This is a genomic window from Paenibacillus barcinonensis (assembly GCF_003217495.1).
Lineage (GTDB): Bacteria > Bacillota > Bacilli > Paenibacillales > Paenibacillaceae > Paenibacillus > Paenibacillus barcinonensis.
Genome location: NZ_QJSW01000015.1, coordinates 20,467 through 41,316, shown reverse-complemented (window position 1 = coordinate 41,316; position 20,850 = coordinate 20,467). Strand labels below are relative to the sequence as shown.

16 protein-coding genes are annotated in these 20,850 nt (G+C 48.8%); 15 read left to right on the top strand and 1 reads right to left on the bottom strand.

Annotated elements, in window-relative coordinates:
- Positions 1-104: 104 nt before the first annotated feature.
- The 5 genes from DFQ00_RS20015 (at position 105) to DFQ00_RS19995 (ending at position 9,627) form a co-directional block, all read left to right on the top strand.
- On the top strand, positions 105-779 hold the full coding sequence (locus DFQ00_RS20015; protein ID WP_110898258.1) for an ABC transporter ATP-binding protein: 675 nt from the start codon (positions 105-107) through the stop codon (positions 777-779).
- Positions 780-811: 32 nt separating this feature from the next.
- On the top strand, positions 812-2,179 hold the full coding sequence (locus tag DFQ00_RS20010; protein WP_110898257.1) for an ABC transporter permease: 1,368 nt from the start codon (positions 812-814) through the stop codon (positions 2,177-2,179).
- Between the two features lie 69 nt (positions 2,180-2,248).
- On the top strand, positions 2,249-3,325 hold the full coding sequence (locus DFQ00_RS20005; RefSeq protein WP_110898256.1) for an efflux RND transporter periplasmic adaptor subunit: 1,077 nt from the start codon (positions 2,249-2,251) through the stop codon (positions 3,323-3,325).
- A 670-nt stretch (positions 3,326-3,995) separates the two neighbouring features.
- On the top strand, positions 3,996-6,440 hold the full coding sequence (locus DFQ00_RS20000; RefSeq protein WP_110898255.1) for a glycoside hydrolase family 6 protein: 2,445 nt from the start codon (positions 3,996-3,998) through the stop codon (positions 6,438-6,440).
- 607 nt (positions 6,441-7,047) lie between these two features.
- Complete coding sequence (locus tag DFQ00_RS19995) at positions 7,048-9,627, top strand: rhamnogalacturonan lyase (protein WP_244213933.1); 2,580 nt, start codon at positions 7,048-7,050, stop codon at positions 9,625-9,627.
- A 112-nt stretch (positions 9,628-9,739) separates the two neighbouring features.
- Here the strand turns inward: DFQ00_RS19995 and DFQ00_RS19990 are convergent, their stop codons facing one another.
- Positions 9,740-10,363 carry a histidine phosphatase family protein gene (locus DFQ00_RS19990; protein ID WP_110898254.1) on the bottom strand — a complete coding sequence of 208 codons (624 nt, stop codon included), beginning with the start codon at positions 10,361-10,363 and terminating at the stop codon, positions 9,740-9,742.
- A gap of 178 nt (positions 10,364-10,541) precedes the next feature.
- Here DFQ00_RS19990 and DFQ00_RS19985 point away from each other — a divergent pair, with 178 nt between their 5' ends.
- The 10 genes from DFQ00_RS19985 (at position 10,542) to DFQ00_RS19940 (ending at position 20,742) form a co-directional block, all read left to right on the top strand.
- A complete protein-coding gene (locus DFQ00_RS19985; protein WP_110898253.1) occupies positions 10,542-11,156 on the top strand; it encodes a Type 1 glutamine amidotransferase-like domain-containing protein in 615 nt (204 codons plus the stop codon).
- A gap of 80 nt (positions 11,157-11,236) precedes the next feature.
- The gene (locus DFQ00_RS19980; protein WP_244213932.1) at positions 11,237-12,319 is read left to right on the top strand and encodes an AraC family transcriptional regulator; all 1,083 of its coding nucleotides are present in this window, start codon (positions 11,237-11,239) and stop codon (positions 12,317-12,319) included.
- A gap of 239 nt (positions 12,320-12,558) precedes the next feature.
- Positions 12,559-13,410 (top strand): BglG family transcription antiterminator LicT, encoded by an 852-nt coding sequence (gene licT, locus DFQ00_RS19975; RefSeq protein WP_110898252.1) that lies wholly within the window; start codon positions 12,559-12,561, stop codon positions 13,408-13,410.
- Positions 13,411-13,609: 199 nt separating this feature from the next.
- Complete coding sequence (locus DFQ00_RS19970) at positions 13,610-15,547, top strand: beta-glucoside-specific PTS transporter subunit IIABC (protein WP_110898251.1); 1,938 nt, start codon at positions 13,610-13,612, stop codon at positions 15,545-15,547.
- 27 nt (positions 15,548-15,574) lie between these two features.
- On the top strand, positions 15,575-16,339 hold the full coding sequence (locus DFQ00_RS19965) for a ChbG/HpnK family deacetylase (protein ID WP_110898250.1): 765 nt from the start codon (positions 15,575-15,577) through the stop codon (positions 16,337-16,339).
- A gap of 175 nt (positions 16,340-16,514) precedes the next feature.
- A complete protein-coding gene (gene melA / locus DFQ00_RS19960) occupies positions 16,515-18,020 on the top strand; it encodes an alpha-glucosidase/alpha-galactosidase (protein ID WP_110898249.1) in 1,506 nt (501 codons plus the stop codon).
- 205 nt (positions 18,021-18,225) lie between these two features.
- Entirely contained in the window at positions 18,226-18,585 is a 360-nt protein-coding gene (locus DFQ00_RS19955) for a PadR family transcriptional regulator (RefSeq protein WP_110898248.1), read from the top strand.
- On the top strand, positions 18,582-19,286 hold the full coding sequence (locus DFQ00_RS19950; protein WP_110898247.1) for a permease prefix domain 1-containing protein: 705 nt from the start codon (positions 18,582-18,584) through the stop codon (positions 19,284-19,286). The genes DFQ00_RS19955 and DFQ00_RS19950 overlap by 4 nt, the downstream gene beginning before the upstream one ends.
- A gap of 32 nt (positions 19,287-19,318) precedes the next feature.
- Positions 19,319-19,843 carry a DUF4825 domain-containing protein gene (locus DFQ00_RS19945; RefSeq protein WP_208643805.1) on the top strand — a complete coding sequence of 175 codons (525 nt, stop codon included), beginning with the start codon at positions 19,319-19,321 and terminating at the stop codon, positions 19,841-19,843.
- A gap of 128 nt (positions 19,844-19,971) precedes the next feature.
- On the top strand, positions 19,972-20,742 hold the full coding sequence (locus DFQ00_RS19940; RefSeq protein WP_110898245.1) for an amino acid ABC transporter substrate-binding protein: 771 nt from the start codon (positions 19,972-19,974) through the stop codon (positions 20,740-20,742).
- The last annotated feature ends 108 nt before the right edge of the window (positions 20,743-20,850 follow it).

The following is a 20,850-nucleotide window of genomic DNA, read 5'->3' as shown; positions in this document are numbered from 1 at the left end:
GTTGGATACAACTCCGTCCAGCCATGTTACATCTGCACACTATAATGAAGAGGATGTTACATAGATATACATAATCAGGAAAAAAGAAAGGAAGACAAGCACGAATGCTTCATGTTGAACATGTATCTCATGCCTTCCGCAATGCACAAGGTGATGTGCCTGTGCTGCAAGATATTAATTTGACGATTCAGGAAGGTCAGATGGTTGCCTTGCTTGGCAGCTCGGGGTCGGGTAAATCAACGCTGCTGAATCTGATGGCAGGTTTAATGAAGCCCACCGAAGGAAAGATCTGGATTGCGGGTCAGGATATTGTACGTTTCAGTGAGAATCGCCTGGCCGAGTTTCGGCGCAGTCATATTGGCTTTATTTTTCAATCCTATGAGCTGTTATCCAATCTGACGATCCGGGAGAATGTTGAGCTTCCGCTAGTATTTATGGGAGTCAGACCCTCCAAACGTAAAGAAAAGGCTTTGCGCCTGCTGGAGCAGGTTGGGCTGAGCGAGAAGGCGAATCTATTCCCTTCCCAGCTGTCTGGCGGCCAGCAGCAGCGGGTCAGTATCGCACGCTCGCTGATCACCGAGCCTTCAGTGATCTTTGCGGATGAACCGACAGGCAATCTGGATACAGAAACGGAGGAAGAGATTATTGCTATTTTGCAGCAGCTGAACCGGGAGATGAAGACAACGTTTGTCATCGTGACTCACGAAGCGGAGGTTGCGGAGCAGATGCAGGTTGTGCTGACGTTGCAGCAGGGGAAATTGGTCGAGCAGCAGGCTTAACGCATATAAGATAGAGCATAAGGAGAGGAACAGTGAAAATACGGGATGTAGTGCGCATGGCCTGGGGACAGATCATTCGCCGTAAAATGGTCACATTGCTGTGTATGATTGGTCTGTCGATCGGATCAGCAGCGATGATTATTGCACTTAGTGTAGGGCAATCGGTTCAGACTTACAGCGAGAAAACGCTGAACGAAAACTATAAAATGGACGAAATTACGATCAGCCCGAATGAGGGAATCAAAACAGGAAATGGCAGCGGAGGCGGACAAACCAAGTTCGAGCGCGGGGCGCTGACGATGGAGAAAATTCGTATTATTCAGCGCCTTCCACATGTCGTTGCTGTAGCTCCCATGTTGAAGCTGGATATGCTTGAAATGGTGCTCCCGGATAATCGAAGTACATACGTGGAAGTCATCGGGACCGAAATGCAGACGCTGAACGGGTTTGGATACCGATATGCACAGGGAAGCGGAGCAGGGAATGGACGAATTGCTGTGGTGAACTACGGAGCGACCTATGGATTTATTGATCCCAAGGTAACCCAGAAGCTGTTTGATCAGCTGAACGCTGATCCGTATAACAATGATCTGCTGCAGCAATACAACGAGATGATGGGTAAACAGGATCAGCTGATGCAGCAACGTATTTTATTCCGTTATCAGGATTTCTCCAATACAAGTAAGACCAAGATGAGCGGATCAATACGTGTATCAGGCGAATTGATGAAGCCTTCAAATCTGGATGATATGAGCGCTCAAGGCGACAAAAAGGTGTACATACCACTGGACACGGCGCGTGCTTTACAGGATGAGCTGGGACTACAGCAGGCTGATGGCTCTGCACTGAAACGTCTTAATTCAGCGTTGGTAAAAGTGGATAACAAGCGTCATGTAGCGCAGGTGGAAGAGCAGATCAAAAAGCTGACGCTAAACACGCAAAGTAATCTGTTTCAGGAAGAAGCGATGGCTGGACAGCTGGCGATGTATCAAAAAGCGGCGATTGGTATTGGTGGTTTTATTATGGTACTGGCCTCGCTGTCAATCATTGTAGCTATGATTATGTCTACCCATCAGCGCCGCAAGCAGATCGGAGTCATGAAGGTATTGGGCGCAAATCTGTGGCAGATTCGCCAGATGTTTATTGTGGAGGCTGCCATGCTGGGGCTGATGGGCGGTATAGCTGGAGTGGGCATTGCATTTGCTGCCCTGGACGGGGTGAATCGTCTGCTTGCAAGTCAAATGGCCGATCAGACGGGTGGACCGATGACGGTGATTATTCAGCAGTCGGCATTGCCGCTCGGCATTGTTTTCGCGGTGCTTGTTGGTGTGGTATCCGGTATCTATCCGGCGATCAGTGCCTCGCGAACCAACGCGCTGAGCGTCATTAAATCCATGTGACGGCGAGAGACGAGCGGAGTCTATGGTTTTTTTCAGAGTCAAACTTATCAGTGAAAGGGAATATAGAGCATGAAGAAATGGATCAGCAGCATCATTACGATTGTACTTATGGCGGGTGCGGGATACTGGGCGTACGAGAAGTACAAACCCCAGCCTGAGGCACCCATTGAGATCCCACCTCCAATTACATTTGATGTAACGCAGGAGACGATGACACAAACCATACTGGTTAAGGGCAAATCGGTGTATACCGAGCAGATGGATGTGTTCGCTCCTTACACTTCAAGCATTAAACAATGGCATGTCAAGAACGGGGATCAGGTAAAAAAAGGAGATATTCTGTTCACGCTGGATACGTCAGCATTACAGACTGAATTGGATCAGATGCAGAGTGATCTCGACAAAGCAAAGCTGGATGTAGAGATGAATCAGATCAGCATCGACCAGGCTGGCATGACCGAAACGCTCGGTGTGACAGAGGAGGAGCGCAAGAAGGCTTTTGCGGATCGGGAAAGCAAACGCTTGGCAAATGAGCTGAGTAAGAAGGCCTTGGTGCTGAAAGAGAAAGAAATCCGCAAGAAACAGGATGTGATGAGTAAATCCACAGTCTATGCGGCAAGTGCAGGTGTCTTTCAGATGAATGAGGGAGATAGCAAAACACGGGCTGTTACGGAAGGACAGCTTCTGGGCTCCATCACCAATACGGGAAAAATGAAATTTCTGACGATTGTCGGTGAAGAAGAGATGTTCAGGCTCAAGACAGGAATGCCCGTGCAGGTACGGATGAGTGCTCAGAAGGAGCTGAAATTTAAGGGAACGGTGAGCAAGGTGTCCAAATTCGCCCGCAAAAGCTCGGATACCGATCTCAAGCAGGCTTCACAATTTGATGTCGTCATTGATCTGAAGCCGGATGCCCGCATGTATGGCGGTGTCAGTCTGGAAGGAGATATTGAAACGATGCGCAAGGACAAGGTAACGGCAGTGTCCAGCCTGGCCATTATGCGTGATCAACCGGAGCCTTATGTGCTGCTGGATAAAGGGAATGGGCAGACCGAGCAAGTAAACGTTAAGACAGGGATGGAGTCAGGGGACAAGACAGAGATTGTAAGCGGCTTGAAGCCGGGCGATGTCGTGGTTATTCCATAGATCAAGTTCCGCAAGCGAAAGCGCAAGGTGGCATAGAGTAAGAAGAGGACATGCGAAGGTTTTATCTGAAAAGGGGGAGCCTAGGCTATCTACATTTCGCGATTTCCATTGCGTGATATAAGGTTCATTGCGGTTTGCAGCCGCAGTGGACCTTTCTCTGTTATGACAGGTATTGTCAAAATCCTGCTTCAAATGTGGAAAAAAATATAATTAATTTTATATAATTCAATTTACAGGTAATATTTACATGTCGTATAATCACACTATAAAGGAGGTGAACAAGCTAGTCGAATCACCGTGAGGTGATCTTGTTTAATGCAATCTTGGTAAGCGCTTACGGTAACAGCTGCACAAGTCCTTGCTCCACCAGGTTTGACCCTTCAACTCTAACTCCTTAGAATACGGCCAGCTACACCCACACCCACCGTGATTTACTCTTACGGCTTCTTACACGGCTTCATACTCTCATGTTTTGACCCCCACACACTCACACAGCAATTCTACTGAATACCATTGACGGTTTGTTTGCTTTGGCTTTTACCCTTTATTTTGTACGGAGGTGAACGAGACACCCAGATGTTAAAGCTCTTTGTGCCATGCATTCTGCTTACACACAGAGGAACAGCGGACATGAGTCCAATTCAATCTTATTCAAGGGAAAGGTGGAACTATGAAGACAACATTGAAAACAAAATCGAAAGGCAAGAAGATGCTGCGTAAAGGTGTAAAACAGATGATGGCCGCTGCGCTGCTTGCGGCTGGAATCTTCCCGGCCATGTCGCCGGGCGTGACAAATGCGGCTGAGGCACATGTAGATAATCCTTTTGTCGGTGCAACAGCATATATCAATCAGGATTATGCTTCGCTTGTGGATACTTCCATTGCCCTCACTAGCGATGCCAAGCTGAAAGCTCAGATGGCGACGGTAAAATCCTATCCAACAGCGGTATGGATTGACCGTATGGCTGCGATCTATGGCGGGGCCGAGAACGCTGGTCGTAAGAGTGTGGAGGAGCATCTGGATGCTGTGCTTGCCCAGAAGAAGCCAGGCGTACCGATTACGGCCTCCTTTGTTATTTATAATTTGCCGGGCCGGGATTGTCATGCCCTCGCATCTAACGGGGAGCTTCCTCTAACACAGGCCGCATTACAGACGTACAAAACGGATTACATTGACGTTATTGCCGATATTTTTGCCAATCCGAAATATCAGGACATTCGGATCATTGCCATTATTGAACCGGACAGTCTGCCGAATCTGGTAACGAACCTTAGTACACCAGCTTGTGGTCAAGCGGCTTCAACAGGCATCTATGAAGCTGGAGTCAAATATGCGCTGGACAAGCTGCACGCGATTCCGAATGTATACAACTACCTCGATATCGGTCACTCCGGCTGGCTCGGATGGGATAACAACCGCTCAGGTGCGGTTGAACTGTATACCGACGTTGTAGGCGGAACGCTGGGTGGATTGAGCAGTGCAGACGGCTTCATTACGAATACGGCCAATACAACCCCGTTGTCTGAGCCGAACCTGTCCAACCCGGATCTGAATATTGGCGGACAGCCGATTCGTTCGGCCAAGTTCTATGAATGGAATCCGTACTTTGACGAAACTGATTTTACGGCTAAGCTGTACGCCGATTTTGTACAGGCCGGATGGCCTGCGAGCACAGGTTTCCTGATTGATACCAGCCGTAACGGATGGGGCGGGGTGAATCGTCCGGCTACAGCTACGGGCAACAACATCAACGATTATGTGAACTCCGGTCGTGTCGATCGCCGGGAGCACCGGGGCAACTGGTGTAACGCAAGTGGGGCCGGTATTGGGGAAGCACCTAAGGCTGCTCCAGGACCTGCGCATCTGGATGCGTATGTATGGGTGAAACCTCCGGGTGAATCGGATGGCTCCAGCTCCGAGATTCCGAATAATGAGGGTAAAGGCTTCGACCGGATGTGTGATCCAACGTATACAACGAAGGATGGCGTGCTGACAGGTGCATTGCCTAATGCACCGGTATCCGGCCACTGGTTCCATGATCAGTTTGTACAGCTGGTGAAGAACTCCTTCCCGGTTCTGTCCGAGAGCAATAGTGGGGGTAACCCTCCAGGTGGCAACACGGCTCCAGCAGCACCTGCAGCTGTAACAGCTACTGCGGGCAATGCTCAAGTAACCTTGTCCTGGACAGCTTCGGCAGGTGCAACCAGTTATAGTGTAAAGCGTGCGCTGGGCGCAACCGGCCCGTTTGTGACGGTTGCAGCCAATGTAAGCGGAACAACCTACACCAATACGGGGCTGATCAACGGTACAACGTATTATTATGTTGTGACAGCTACCAATGCAGTAGGTGAAAGTGTGAATTCGTCTGCAGTTATGGCAACACCAGCAGCAGCTGCAACAGCTCCGGCGGCACCCACGGCATTAACTGCAACACCTGGCAATGCACAGGTAAGCCTGTCGTGGACGGCTTCGGCGGGTGCGACCAGTTATAATGTGAAGCGTGCGCTGAGCGCAGCGGGTCCATTTACGACGATTGCTTCGAATGTGACGGCAACGTCATACACCAACACTTCCCTGACCAATGGTACGACGTATTATTATGTGGTGAGTGCGGTGAACGCAGCTGGACAAAGTGCCAACTCCACCGCGGTATCTGCAACGCCTGCGGGTGTCGTTGTACCGACAAGTGACTTGGTACTGCAATATCGTGCAGGAGACACCAATGCACTGGATAACCAGATCAAGCCTTTCTTCAACATCAAAAACATGGGCAATACCGCAGTTAATCTCAGTGATCTGACAATCCGTTATTATTTCTCCAAAGAAGGCACAGCGGCACTTGATTCTTCCATTGACTGGGCAGTGGTTGGCGGGTCTAATATCGTACGTACCTTTGGAGACGGGTATGTGGAGCTGAGCTTTACTTCCGGCGCTGGCAGCATTGCTGCTGGCGGACAGTCCGGCGACATCCAGCTTCGTATCTACAAAACAGACTGGTCCAACTTTGACGAGAGCAATGACTATTCCTATGATCCTACCAAAACCTCCTATCAGGATTGGGACAAAGTTACGCTCTATCAAGGTGGCAATCTTGTATGGGGCATTGAGCCATAACATTATGATGTGATGTGTAAACAGAGCTGTGTTCTGGTCACGATATGACCGGGGGCAGCTCTGTTTTTTTTGTGTAACGATCTCGGTGGGCCTTATTTGGCAAAAATGAGGCAGGTTTACATTCTAACGATCCGTGGAGACGTCATTGTCGTCGATGTGGGTCATGTTTCTCATTATCCGCTGACTTGCTGTGAAACAAGGTCACTGTGGATCGTTAGATTTTTTGCGACCAGGACGCTGAGTGTGGAGTGATCCCCCTACATATTGAGTAGTCCGCAACAAGTATGGTGATCCGTAACAATCGTGGTCATACGTAACATGTGTGCCAAGCGGAGCGTATTCCCGATATTACACTGAATATTGATCGTTTTGGACGGATATTTGCCTATGGTCGGGCCGCTATGATGTCTATAATAGTACCCGATGGGCGGTTACTCTACGTCAAGGCTTGGAGAACGGAAGGGGGATGGGATCAAGCAATCGTTACGCAGGCGTCGGAAATGAACTTATTTTGTAAAAGAGATAAATGTAAGCGCAATCATAATACACTTTTGAACACTAACATACAGCATCAATATCCATTCCATCCGAGGGAGAGTTAAGGTTGATGAACTTGAAATTAATGAAATCAATAACACGCGCAGGGCAGAAGCAAACCTCTGTATTGAGAGTCGGGGAAAGCTACGAGGACACGAATAGCAGGACGGTCAGCAATAGCAATAACGGTGGCATCATTAATGGGGGAGGCAAGGTCAACCACAACAGAATCACATACAACATCACTCATAACGTCAATCATAACAATACTCCAAGCCAGAGCAGGAAACGTCCCTGTCTGCCGCTAGCTGCTAAAGTGCTCTCGTCTGCACTTGCCGTGGCCCTTGTTCTCGGAGGGACGGCTCAGAACATCGGAGCGCAGGCATCACAGCTCCAGGGAAGTGAAGCTATGGAAGCCTTGATCAACGCCAAGGACAAAGGAGGCGGTCAGGTGACAGGCATCCAACTGGAGAAGCTGGATCGAGGGCTGGTTGCGGCATCGACGTCCGAGGGCGTTTTTCTAAGCTGGAGGTTACTTGGAGATGAGGCGACGGGCTACAGCGACAAGGGACTTACGGGCACGGATTTCAACGTTTATCGGGATGGCAGGAAGATTGCTACGGTTACAGACAGCACGAACTATGTGGACAGCGCAGGCACAACCGCTTCTCGTTATGAAGTTGCGGCGGTAAACAGCAAAGGTAAAGAAAGTAAACGCAGCACATCCGTCACACCTTGGGCGAACGGGTATATGGATATTCCTTTGCAGAAGCCGGCTGATGGTGTAACACCTGCGGGTGAAACCTACACATATTCGGCCAATGACATGAGCGTTGGCGATGTGGACGGAGATGGGCAGTACGAATTTTTCGTGAAGTGGGACCCTTCCAATGCCAAAGATGTATCACAGAAGGGCTACACAGGTAATACCTATGTAGACTGTTACACACTGGACGGACAACTGATGTACCGGATCGACCTTGGGGTTAACATTCGTGCGGGTGCGCATTATACGCAGATGCTTGTGTATGATTTTGATGGAGATGGCAAAGCCGAGCTGATGTTCAAGACTGCACCGGGCACACAGATCATCAAGTACAACAAAAAGGGCAAACCCACCTCACAGAAATACATCACATTGCCGAAGGAGGATCGCAAGGCGGGGGTGACTAACGAAGATGATTATCGCCTGAGTGCTGCTGGATACTACGATCATGTGGTGGATATGTTCAGAAACTGGCACAAGCATGAGGAGGTAGTCAAAGGAAACTGGCCTGTAACGCTGGAGGAGGCATTTGGTATCGAGAAAAAGTATAGCTATCCTCTGTCCCAGCAGGACGCAGAGAGTCTGGCCGACTACTTCATTGATGTGTACGCGCCGCAGCGCAGCGCTCGCAATGAACTGCGGAAGTTTGAAGGTTTTATAGTGAATGGACCAGAGTATATCACTGTGTTTGAAGGCAAATCGGGAAAAGAACTGCAAACCGTTCCGTATGAGCCGGAACGTCATGACGACGGCCTGATGTGGGGTGACTATGCGATGGCACGCATTGAGCCGGCAAACCGGGTAGACCGCTTCCTTGCAGGGGTGGCGTATCTGGATGGCAAGCAGCCGTCTGCGATTTTTGCACGGGGATATTACACTCGCTCTACGCTGGTGGCCTACAACTGGAATGGCAAAAAGCTGAAGAAGGAGTGGATGGTGGACAGCGGCTGGACGCCAATGAAAAATCCGTTTAATGACGGGCCGCACGGTGTAGATGGCACAGATCCGCAGTATGGTTCAATAACAACACAGGGAGCACATTATTTCAGTGTGGCCGATGTGGATGGTGACGGCAAGCACGAGATTATCTACGGCTCGGTCACGATTGACCATGACGGCAGCGTATTGTACAGCTCCACCGATGTGATGCCGCCTCAGAGTGCTGCACCGGGAACGATTACTCGTTTGGGGCACGGGGATGCATTGCATGTTGCGGATATTGACCCGGATCGTCCGGGGCTGGAGATTTTTATGGTGCATGAGGGTGGACCGTGGGCGCCTTATGGATACTCTCTGCGTGATGCGAAGACCGGCGAGGTTATCTACGGTGGGTATACGGGCAAGGACACTGGACGTGGCATGGTCGGGGATGTCGATCCAACCCGGCGCGGGCTGGAGACGTGGGCGGTTGGTTTATGGACGGCACAGGGTGAAAAAATAAGTGATCAGGCGCCCGGAACCAACATGAGCATTCGCTGGGCCGCCGATATGACTACCCAGATCGTAGACGGGGCCATTGATGTCACACCTGCGATTAAGGACTGGAAACGAGGTACATTGCTGACCGCAGCCGGAACGTTGACGAATAACCATACGAAAGGTACACCTTCGTTAGTTGCAGATGTATTTGGAGATTGGCGTGAAGAGATGCTGGTGCGCACAGCAGACAGCTCAGCCATCCGTATCTATCTGAGCACCGAGAAGACAGACCGCAAGCTGTACACATTAATGCATGATGCGATGTATCGTGTAGGCATTGCCGGACAGAACAGCGGGTACAACCAGCCTTCCTACCCGTCCTTCTATATGGCATCGGATATCGACTGGTCGAAAGTGACCCTGCCAAACGACTACGCTCCGGGGAAAGGTAAGGGGGATAAATAGGCTCAGGATGTATGTTTGACCGAATGCCCAAATAAACAAATATAGCTCTGGATATGACTGTGTACGATGAGACAGGAATATTCCAGAGCTTTTTTGTTCCCCAACGCCTCAACTATCCTTCGACGTTCTGGGTTAAGTGGTCTGCTGAAGCAAAGGACTCCAGCGTATATTGACCATCCCGGTAAATCAGCTTCGTAATCGAGCACTCGGGGACCAGACGTTTCTGCACAGCCAGAAAATTCGGATGCCAGCCATTCAGCTCCTGCTCGGAGAACGTTTGCACCAGAAAATCGGTAATCAGACCGCCGTGCGTAGCCAGTACGATGTGACTGCCCGCGGGCTCCTGAGCGGCTAGTTCGTCCAGAAGCGAGGCGAGGCGCATGCCTGCCTGCTTGGCGGAATCGCCGACATGCGGCATGAATTCCGGGTCTGCTGTGCATTGATCCCACAAGGCTACGAACTGTTCAAAGGTTTGCTCAGGATCATCGCCCCAATTCGCACGCTCACGTAACCGTGCATCTTTTGTTACAGCGGCTTGGGTAAGGGAGGCGATGGCTTGGGCCGTTTCTTGTGCTCGCCGGAGCGGACTTGCCACGATGCGGTGGATGGCATATGGAGCGTTTGCAAAATGCCTGGCGGTTAGCTGGGCTTGCTGGCTGCCTTCGGTGGTTAGCGCCACATCACCCATATCACTTTTTTTGATACCGTGTCTGACCAGATAAAAGGTTGTACTCATCCGTGAAATCTCCTTCAGGTTGAATTTTAAAATGTCAGATTAATCTGTCAACAAAGTGGAGAATGTGAATGTTTTAGTTCCACTTCCTTAGAGCTGTGATAATACGTCATCGCATCCTGCATTCAAAGGTATATAATGAAAGCATATCATAAATCAAAAAGCACGGAGGTCTATGAAGATGAAAAAATTATTTTTATCCGCTTCGTTCGAAGAGACAGCAAGTTTGTTACATACACTGGGGGAGGACTTAGCAGGCAGAAGAGTCACTTTCATCCCTACAGCTTCTGTTACGGAGTCCTATGATGCTTATGTACATGCGGGCAGACAAGCTTTGGAGCAGTGGGGGCTTATCGTAGAGGATCTGGAAGTATCCACTGCAGCACCGGAAGAAGTGACGAACAAGCTAGAGCAGAGCGATCTGATCTATGTGTCGGGCGGCAACACCTTTTTCCTGTTACAGGAGCTTCGTCGAAGCGGGGCAGAGTCGTTAATCCGGGCCCATATTCAAGCGGGGAAAATCTATATCGGGGAGTCGGCTGGTTCCATCATCCTTGCTCCAGATATTGCGTATGTGAAGGCAATGGATGACTGTGCTGCAGCACCAGACCTGTCCGATTACCGCGGGCTGAATGCGGTTGATTTTTATCCTGTGCCACATGTAGGCTGCTTCCCGTTTGTTGAATCGGCGGCACAAGTCATTGCAGAATATGAGTCCACGCTGTCGCTTGTCCCGATCACGAATGCGCAGGTCATTGTAATGAATGGAGAGCAGCATCGCATCGTTGAAGTATAACATCAGTCTCTTTTTGTTGAGGTGTATTCCAGCATAACGGCTGCTGTACTTCATACAGCAGATACAGGGAGGTGTACAGGATGGGGATGCATCCGGCTCGCTGCCAAGCGGGCAGTCTTTTTCAGGAACAGCTGAGAACAGAGGACTGGGGACCACGATTTTTCGCGTATTATTACAAGCAGTGGGAGAATTACCAGATGTCCTATCACACCCACGATTCCACGGAGATTATGTACATCATGTCAGGCGTGTGCCGAGTGGATGTGATGATGACGGATGGAAGCTCGGAGCAGGCTGTGTTGAAAAAAGGACAATTCATTCTGCTGGATGCAGGCGTCCCTCATCGGCTTTTGGTGCAGGACGGCGTGCCGTGCCGGATGCTGAATGTGGAATTTGGCTTCGTGCGTCTGTCCCCCGGACATCCCTCCATCCGGCAGCTCGCGCTTGAAGAGGATGAACTCTACACCTTCCTTACCTGTAACGTCCCTTATCTTGTATTGCCTGACCCGGAGGAGGTGTACCACACGATGAAAAGTCTGGTGCTGGAGCTGGACCAGCGCGGTCTGGTGGAGCAAAGACAGGAGCGTACGGAGCACAGGCAGCGACAAGGGACAGCTCAAGGTCGGGAGGCTTCCGGGAGTGCTGCAATTCGAATGGGCGTTATTCCCACCCAAGAGCGCACAATTCATCGTGAAGCACGGAACCTCACCTCCTTGGAGCAGGGCACGCTGGTTCGCTCGTTATTTATGCAACTGCTCGTTCGGATCGCTAGACTGCGAGGGGAGATGGAACGCAGTGCAACGGATCACACAGAGCTATATGTGAAACGCACAATTGAATTCATGCATCACAATATGGATCGCAGCATCCAGGTGAAGGACATGGCAGCGGCGGTTAATCTGCATCCGGGATATTTGCATCGCATTTTCCGTAACTCTATCCGCCAGACCCCTACGGAGTATTTGACGATGCTGCGGATGGAGAAAGCCAAGATGCTGCTGCAGCAGACGAATATCCCGATCTCCGAAATTTCGGACTACGTTGGCATAGGAAGTCGGCAGTATTTTCACATGCTTTTCAAAAAATATACAGGGAGCACACCTGTTCAATATCGGACTTCTATGGAGCGTACTCAGTGGAATTACCCGGATGAATCCGGGTAAGGAGCAAGATTGCCGGGCGGGCAGAAACTAAATGTTGAATTGAAAGGGTATTCATGATATCCTTTGTTCAAAGCAACAGCGTTGACAATAGGTTAGTGTTTAATATCATATATTGAGGATTGTGACTGTTCGGCAGGCGATACCTAAATTGTTCGTAGTAGACATGAGTTGTGCATGTTGCTGCTTCAATTTAGGTTTTTTTTATGGAGCATTAATGGGATGAGATGGGGGTGATGCAAATGAAGATCAGGAAAATCTTTAACAATAACGTCATTTTATTGACGGACGATGATGGGAATGAAATGATTGTCATGGGAAAAGGGATCGGATACAACAAACATAACCGTGATGTTATTGATTTTTCGCAAGTGGAGAAAAAGTTTGTCGTTGAAAAAGCGACGTCTGACAAATTGATCGGTCTGATTGGTGAGATTCCCACCGAACATCTGGAGTTGTCGAATGAAATTATTGAATATGCCGAACAACAGCTTGCTCTTAAATTCAGTGACAACATCTACATCACTCTAACGGATCATATCAGCTTCGCACTAAGAAGGTTACCTGAAGGCATCATTGTAAAGAATGCTTTGTTATGGGAGATCAAAAAATTCTATGCCGCCGAATACGAGGTTGCGCAGCATGCGTTGTACATCATTGAAGAGAAAACAGGTATCAAGCTACCTGAAGATGAAGCGGGTTCCATTGCCCTTCATTTTGTCAATGCACAGCAGCGTGGGCAGGATATGAAACAAACCTATCAGATGACAAAGATCGTTAACGATCTGGCAAACATCGTGAAATATCACTTCGGAATCAAGCTGGACGAAAGCTCGATCAATTACAGTCGTTTCCTCACACACTTGCGATATTTTGCGTACAGAATTTTGCATGATGAGTTGATGCCGGAAGAAAGAGATTCTTTATATGATCATGTGAAGGACAAGTACCCCGAATCATATGCATGTGCCAGAAAGATTAGAAACTACCTGGAGATTAACTACGAGAAGAAAACAACGAATGAAGAAATGGTGTATTTCATGATCCATATTCATCGGGTTACCAATCGTGAGCATGATCTTGCAGAAGAATGAACGGTTTTCGTACAAATTGTATATAAAGGGATTGTGACTGTTCGGCAGGCGAAACCTGAATTGAGGCTTGTATATTGACTAAGGTCAGTAGACGAGCTTCAGTTCAGGTTTTTATTTTGTCATCGTTGCTGATATCGTAGCGGATGATGAAGCAAGACGTGAATTGTAGTAGATATAACAAAAGTATGGGGGGAACAACATGAATCATCAAAAATTGGCTCAAAACATTGTAGACCACGTCGGGGGAAGAAACAACATTCAATCACTGACTCACTGCGCTACCCGTTTAAGATTTGTCTTGAACGATAACCGAAAGGCCGACGCAAAAACGTTGGAAAACACGGCGGGTATTCTGAAGGTCGTTGAAAGCGGCGGCCAATTTCAGGTCGTTGTAGGCAATGATGTCTCTGAGGTATACAAACATATCGTTGCAGAGGGTGAATTCGATGGAACAGCATCCAGTGAAGGCGATGTGAAAGAAAAGAAGGGTATTCGTGCGGCCATCTTCGGCTTGATATCAGGCAGTCTGACGCCATTAATCCCGGTATTTGCCGGGGCTGGTCTGGTGAAGGCCTTATTAATTGTGCTTGAGCAAGCGGGCTGGATTGCTGTGGACAGTGGAACATATGCGATATTGGCTGCGGCAGGAAACTCCATCTTTTATTTCCTGCCGATCCTGCTTGGCATTACGATTGCTAAAGTCCTGAATGTGAATTCTTATATGGCGGCAGCGATTGGAGCCGCATTAATGGAACCGAATTTTACGGCATTGACAGCAGCAGGCAGTACAACTCATTTTCTAGGGATTCCCGTATCGTTAATGAACTACGCTTCGTCGGTCTTTCCGATGTTCATCGCAGTTAGCATCTATGCGGTTCTGGAGAGGTTCCTGAAAAAAATCATGCATAAAAATGTACAATTGTTCGCGGTACCGTTCTTTTCCCTTATCATTATGGTACCCCTCACGGCTATGTTGATTGGTCCATTCGGACAGTATGTAGGCCAGTGGATCGGTGATATCGTTAATTTCCTGATTAACAGCAACTCTGTTATCGCCGGGATTATTCTGGGGGGAACGTGGTCCTTTCTTGTATTGCTTGGATTACACTGGGCGACGGTGCCTATCATTATGGGGAATCTGAGCGCCGGGGGGGATCTCATCGTACCGCTTGCGGCGACATCGGTAGCGGCTTCTATGGGTATTGGTCTAGGCGTATTCCTGAAAACAAAGGATAAGGACCTCAAGGCTTTAAGTGGTTCTGCCTTCCTGTCGGCAATTTTGTCGGGTGTTACTGAGCCTATTCTGTATGGTATTATTCTGCGTTACCGTAAAACACTCATCTATTTAGTAGTAGCTGGAGCTATCGGTGGTGGTTTGATGGGGTATCTCGGTGTAAAGCTGATTGTGTTCAATTTCTTCATTAATGTGTTCACACTGCCGGCACAGAGTCCGATGCTGTTCTACATTATTGGCATATTGACTGCCATTGCAGGCGGAGCCCTATGTGTTGTGCTGTTTGGTTATGAGAGTAAGAAAACCGATCAGGGTGCTGAAGGTACTGAGCTACAAAAAAAACAGAATAAGCAAAGTGAAAGTGAAAATAACCAGCAAGCGATTCCTGGATCATCTACGGAAAAAATGGAACGAGGCGCAGCGGGCATGGATACGAGCGGCATGATGGAATGCATGATTACAAGTCCACTCGAAGGTACGGTTATTCCACTTCATGAAGTGGAGGATGTGGTGTTCTCCTCAGAGTCGATGGGCAGAGGTGCAGCGATCATTCCCTCTAAAGGACAATTGGTATCCCCAGTAGATGGCCTCGTTTCGGTAACGATGAAAAGTGCACATGCCATCGCAGTCACTTCGGATGAAGGAGTAGAAATTCTCATGCATATCGGCATAGATACGGTGAGATTAAAGGGGCAGTATTTTACACAAAAGGTTCAGCAAGGTGACCGGGTCCGAGTAGGCGAGGTGCTGATTGAGTTTGATATGGATCGTATCCAGAAGGAAGGCTTTAAACTGACTACTCCGATTGTGGTGACAAACTCCGATCAATTCCGTGTAATTACGCCGTTGCTGTCACAAGGCAAGGTTGCTGTAAAAGAGGGACTGTTATCTGTTCGATCATAAGTGAAACAGAGAAGGGGGAGGAGCAAGATGAAGCTGATTGTTAATGCAGACGATTATGGGATCACCATGAGAGTCAGCGAAGGTATCATCCTAGGCATGAAACAAGGTCTGATTACAGATACCTCAGCACTGGTGAATTCGGTACATTTTGAGCAGAGCAGTGCCATGGCCCTTGAAGCGGGCATCACGGCTATGGGAGTGCATTTGAACCTGACGTTCATGACCCCTGTGCTGCAAGCTTCGGCTGTTCAGAGTATCGTCGATGAGTCGGGTCGTTTCTATCGAAAACCTGGACTTATCCCTACGTCCTATAATCCTGGAGAAGTCCGGGCGGAGCTGAAGGCACAGATTGAGAAGTTTCTGGCTTCCGGGTTAACGTTGAACCATCTGGATACCCATCATGGGGTGAGTGTGAAGGATGCGCAAATGCATGATTTGGTCATAGAACTGGCTCGGGAGTATAACGTTCCCATGAGAAGAGATGATATCTTGTCTCCCGAGCTGGAGGGAAGGCTTGTGGATGCAGGTGTTCGGTCCACAGATATATTATGTGTTGATCCGGCTATGCCTTCTCTTCAGGAATGCTGGTTTCGTAGTGTGTTGGAGCAGTATAAAGATACCGAATGTATCGTTGAAATTGCTGGACATCCAGGATATGCGGATGGGGAACTGCGCAGTATCTCATCACTCGCAGATGAGCGTGAGCACGATCTCGCTTTATTAATGAATCCGGCACTGCGGGAATATGTGAGACAGCAAGGGATTCAACTAATCAGCTATAGCCAGCTATAAAGGAGGTTTCCCGCAGCCGTGCCGGGGCACAATATGCAAGTTAGGATTTTTGACACCTTGCTTGTGAACAGGTCATGATTTTGATAACGCTATCTAACCCTCCATTGCTACAATGAACCCATGAAGCAAGTCATTAACCGATGCCGGAAGGTTCGGATTACGGGAGGACATGTGCATGTCGTTTAAAGTAGCATTTATTGGAGCGGGCAGTATTGGATTTACCCGGGGGCTGCTGCGGGATTTACTCACTGTACCGGAGTTTAATAACATCGAGATCGCCTTCTGCGATATTAATCAGCATAATCTGGACATGGTAACGGAACTGTGTCAGCGTGACATTCGGGAGAATGGACTGAACATTCAGATTCAGCGGTCCACGGATCGGAGAGAAGCACTCAAAGATGCGAAGTATGTATTATGTACGATTCGTGTGGGTGGACTGGAGGCTTTTGCAACCGATGTAGATATTCCGTTGAAATACGGTGTGGATCAGTGTGTGGGTGATACGCTGTGTGCAGGCGGCATTATGTATGGACAGCGCGGAATCGCAGAGATGCTGGACATCTGCAAAGACATTCGTGAGCAGAGTGCGCCAGATGTATTACTCCTGAACTATTCTAATCCGATGGCGATGCTGACATGGGCCTGCAATACATACGGCGGTGTGCGGACGATCGGGCTCTGTCACGGGGTACAGCATGGTCATCATCAGATTGCAGAAGTATACGGGTTGAAAAAAAGTGAAGTCGATATCGTATGTGCAGGCATCAATCATCAAACATGGTATATTCAGGCGTCGCATAAAGGCAGGGACCTTACCGGCGACTTGCTCGAAGCGTTTGAGAAGCACCCGGAGTACAGTCGCACGGAGAAAGTTCGGATCGACATGCTGCGCCGCTTCGGTTATTACAGTACGGAATCCAACGGACATCTGAGCGAATACGTGCCATGGTACCGGAAACGCCCGGAGGAAATCAACGACTGGATTGATCTCGGGAGCTGGATTAACGGGGAGACAGGCGGCTATTTGCGAGTTTGTACGGAGGGGCGCAACTGGTTTGAGACCGATTTTCCAAACTGGCTGAAGGATGAGCCGATGCAATATATAGCGGAAAAACGTGGTGAAGAACATGGCTCGTACATTATTGAAGGGCTGGAGACAGGGCGTGTGTACCGCGGTCATTTCAATACAGTAAACAATGGCGTAATCTCCAACCTGCCGGATGATGCCATTATTGAAGCGCCGGGTTATGTGGACCGCAATGGCATCTCGATGCCGCATGTGGGTGATCTGCCGCTCGGATCGGCAGCGGTGTGTAATGTGAGCATTTCGGTACAGCGCCTTGCAGTTGAAGCGGCAGTGCATGGAGACGACAAGCTGCTGCGGCAGGCGTTTATGATGGACCCGCTGGTCGGTGCGGTCTGCAATCCGAAGGAAATCTGGCAGATGGTCGATGAGATGCTGGTTGCGCAGGCACAGTGGCTGCCGCAATACGGTGAAGCCATTACGGCTGCTGAGGCGAGACTTGCGGCAGGCGATCTTATTCCAACCAAGACCACCAAAGGAGCTGCACGTCTGAAGGTCAAAACCGTTGAAGAGATGCAGCAGGACAGGGACGCTGCGAACAAAAACGCGGGGGAATCGGACAAAGGCAAGGATCGCGAGAAGGTTCAGCAATAGTTTACAACAGGAATCAGACCGCGAGCCAAAATGATGATCATAAAGGTGAAATTTACTTAGATAATGACAAGGGACGAAACAGCAATGGTGCTGCTTCGTCTTTTTTTTTGTACAGCATAAGACATATTACCTTTACAGACATAGTAATATGTCTTATGCTATACATATAAATGAAGGTAAGAAGGAAAGTCGGTGAAACCCACAGATGGATATACAATTGATCAACAGTGATCTGATTCGAGGCAATATTGATCCGATCATATTGAGCGTGCTGATTCCAGCGGATAACTACGGATACGGAATTATTAAGGAAATTTACCGAAAAAGCGGAAAGCAGTTTGAACTCAAGGAACCTACCCTCTATTCCAGCTTGAAACGACTGGAGAAGGGAGAGTACGTGCAGTCATACTGGGGAGAAGAGACACAGGGCGGCAGACGGAAATATTACCGGATTACGAAAGTGGGGCGTGAAGCTTATCAGATGCAGGTACAGGCCTGGCATGCGGCCAAAACATTAATCGATTGCATGATTGCGTCGGGTGAACAAGGAGAGGAGCAAGGATGAGACTTGAAAAACGGATTGATCAGCATCTGCACAGCTTGTTTGCGGGCAACCGGAATACGCCGGAGCATCGGGAACTGAAGGAAGAAATTCGCGGCAACCTGAAGGCACGGATAGAAGATTATCTATCAGAGGGAATGAGTGAGGAGCAAGCGTTTCAGACAGCGATTCAGCATATCACGAGTGTGGAGCAGGTGATGGGGGATTATCTAAGTGTAGAACGTGTTCCGTACTGGACTACATTATGGCAATCTGCCCTGATTTACAGTCTTGTGGCCTGGATTGTTACCATCCCTATGCGAGTGATGCTTGAAGGCACGGTACTGAACAATTTACTCCTGATCGTAAGCTTGGTCGTGGGGGCAGGTTATGTATTTTATTTAATCAGTAATAGGGGAAACGGAGAAAACGAATCTTCTCTGGGGCAAAAAACAATGCGCATCCGTATGCCGCTGTTGAAGCAGTGGCAACGCAGAGTGTGGTGGCTGTGGGCAGGTGTCATGCTTGCGCTGTGGGGGACGCAGGCAGCGTTGCGATTCGGAAGCAATATCTGGTTTGACCGACCGATTGAGGTGGATGGACCTTACCAGCTGGCTGTTATTCTGATTGCTTTTGCTGTACCCCTGCTTAGCATCATTGTTCCTCTAATCGTTCACCGGGCGTACCGGATTATTAGCACACATGAAGTGAGTGATGGCGTATGAAGACGAGAAACGTGTGGATTGTTTGCCTTTTGGTGATAGGATTAATCAGTCTGGTTGTGGTGGAGGGTTTTGTTAATCCGAGGCTTGCAGCAGATCAGAGCAGGTATGAAGAGCAGCAGAAGCATCCACTGACGCATGATTTTACTGCCGTGACTAAATATCAGAATGCCTACATGGGCAATTTCTCAAATCTCAGCCACTTGAACCAGAATCTCCCGCTGCATGAGCAATTAGATGGTTATCAGCTGTTCCCGGAGACGTTCACAGCTCAGATTAATTACAGCATGAACACGGATGAGATGAACGCAGTGGAGCTTGAACGGGTACTTGTGTATAACGCGGTTGCGAATTTCGTCCTGATTGATAATCTGGAGCAGGTCGCCTATCAATTCAAGGATACACGGATTGTACTTGACCGTAAGCGGGCTCAGCAGTGGGCTGGAATGGAGCTTAAAGCTTTGCAAAAGCCGGAGCAATGGGATTCGGTTGTTCGCCAGAAGCTGGTGGAACCGGTGCAGGTGCAGGCTGCATTTTCACAAATCGTTTACAAATATTAGGTATACATTGCTGAAAAATGGGCAAGATGCTCGACTCTTCTCTCATGCTATGTTATTATAAGTCTCTGATAACGTGGTAACGAACTAAAGCGTTTGGGCTTGTTTATAGACATGGAGGGGTACGAGAGATGAAGAAAAAAGCGATTTTATTATTATTTATCAGCATATGTATGATCATTATGGCGGGTTGTTCCAGCTCCGCAAGCAAGGACGATAACACGATTATTGTTGGTATTGATGACAAGTTTGCGCCCATGGGATTCCGGGATGAGCAGAATGAAATTGTAGGGTTTGATATTGATTACGCTCGCGCAGCTGCGGAGAAAATGGGCAAAAAGGTAACCTTCCAGCCGATCGACTGGTCTTCCAAGGAGTCGGAGCTGAACAGCGGCCGGATTGATATGATCTGGAATGGATATACCATTACGGATGAGCGCAAGGAGAAGGTGCTTTTCACCAAGCCTTATCTGGAGAACAGCCAGGTTGCAATTACACTCGCGGATTCCCCGATTACGAAGCTGGATGAACTGGATGGCAAAAATGTAGGCTTACAGGCACTGTCCTCAGCCGCAGATGCGCTGGCGGCAAGTCCTCTGAAGGACAAGGTCAAAGCCTCTGAGTTCAAGGATAACGTGCTTGCTCTGACAGACCTGAAGACAAAACGTCTGGATGCCGTGATCATCGACGAAGTGGTTGCAAGATATTACATGTCGAAAGAAGAAGGCACCTTCAAGCTGCTGGATGAGTCACTTGCGCCGGAGCAGTACGGCATTGGCATCAAAAAAGGCAATGAAGAGCTGCTGAATCAGTTGCAAAAGGCGCTGGATGAGCTGAATACAGACGGCAAAGCTGCTGAAATCTCCAAGAAGTGGCTTGGTGAGGACAAGGTACTGAAGTAGGTTAACCGATTAGACGGGTCAATTGACCTGAAAATAACGATGTGAGCGTTTCTCTTATGCGGAGATGTGCTCACGAAAACACTGACCCCGTATTCCATGCTGAAGCGT

What these genes read in the sequence shown, in the direction of transcription:
- DFQ00_RS20015 (WP_110898258.1), top strand. Translation starts at nt 105, where the DNA reads ATGCTTCATGTTGAACATGTATCTCATGCCTTCCGCAATGCACAAGGT.
- DFQ00_RS20005 (WP_110898256.1), top strand. Translation starts at nt 2,249, where the DNA reads ATGAAGAAATGGATCAGCAGCATCATTACGATTGTACTTATGGCGGGT.
- DFQ00_RS20000 (WP_110898255.1), top strand. Translation starts at nt 3,996, where the DNA reads ATGAAGACAACATTGAAAACAAAATCGAAAGGCAAGAAGATGCTGCGT.
- DFQ00_RS19995 (WP_244213933.1), top strand. Translation starts at nt 7,048, where the DNA reads ATGAACTTGAAATTAATGAAATCAATAACACGCGCAGGGCAGAAGCAA.
- DFQ00_RS19990 (WP_110898254.1), bottom strand. Translation starts at nt 10,363, where the DNA reads ATGAGTACAACCTTTTATCTGGTCAGACACGGTATCAAAAAAAGTGAT.
- DFQ00_RS19985 (WP_110898253.1), top strand. Translation starts at nt 10,542, where the DNA reads ATGAAAAAATTATTTTTATCCGCTTCGTTCGAAGAGACAGCAAGTTTG.
- DFQ00_RS19980 (WP_244213932.1), top strand. Translation starts at nt 11,237, where the DNA reads ATGGGGATGCATCCGGCTCGCTGCCAAGCGGGCAGTCTTTTTCAGGAA.
- licT (WP_110898252.1), top strand. Translation starts at nt 12,559, where the DNA reads ATGAAGATCAGGAAAATCTTTAACAATAACGTCATTTTATTGACGGAC.
- DFQ00_RS19970 (WP_110898251.1), top strand. Translation starts at nt 13,610, where the DNA reads ATGAATCATCAAAAATTGGCTCAAAACATTGTAGACCACGTCGGGGGA.
- DFQ00_RS19965 (WP_110898250.1), top strand. Translation starts at nt 15,575, where the DNA reads ATGAAGCTGATTGTTAATGCAGACGATTATGGGATCACCATGAGAGTC.
- melA (WP_110898249.1), top strand. Translation starts at nt 16,515, where the DNA reads ATGTCGTTTAAAGTAGCATTTATTGGAGCGGGCAGTATTGGATTTACC.
- DFQ00_RS19955 (WP_110898248.1), top strand. Translation starts at nt 18,226, where the DNA reads ATGGATATACAATTGATCAACAGTGATCTGATTCGAGGCAATATTGAT.
- DFQ00_RS19950 (WP_110898247.1), top strand. Translation starts at nt 18,582, where the DNA reads ATGAGACTTGAAAAACGGATTGATCAGCATCTGCACAGCTTGTTTGCG.
- DFQ00_RS19940 (WP_110898245.1), top strand. Translation starts at nt 19,972, where the DNA reads ATGAAGAAAAAAGCGATTTTATTATTATTTATCAGCATATGTATGATC.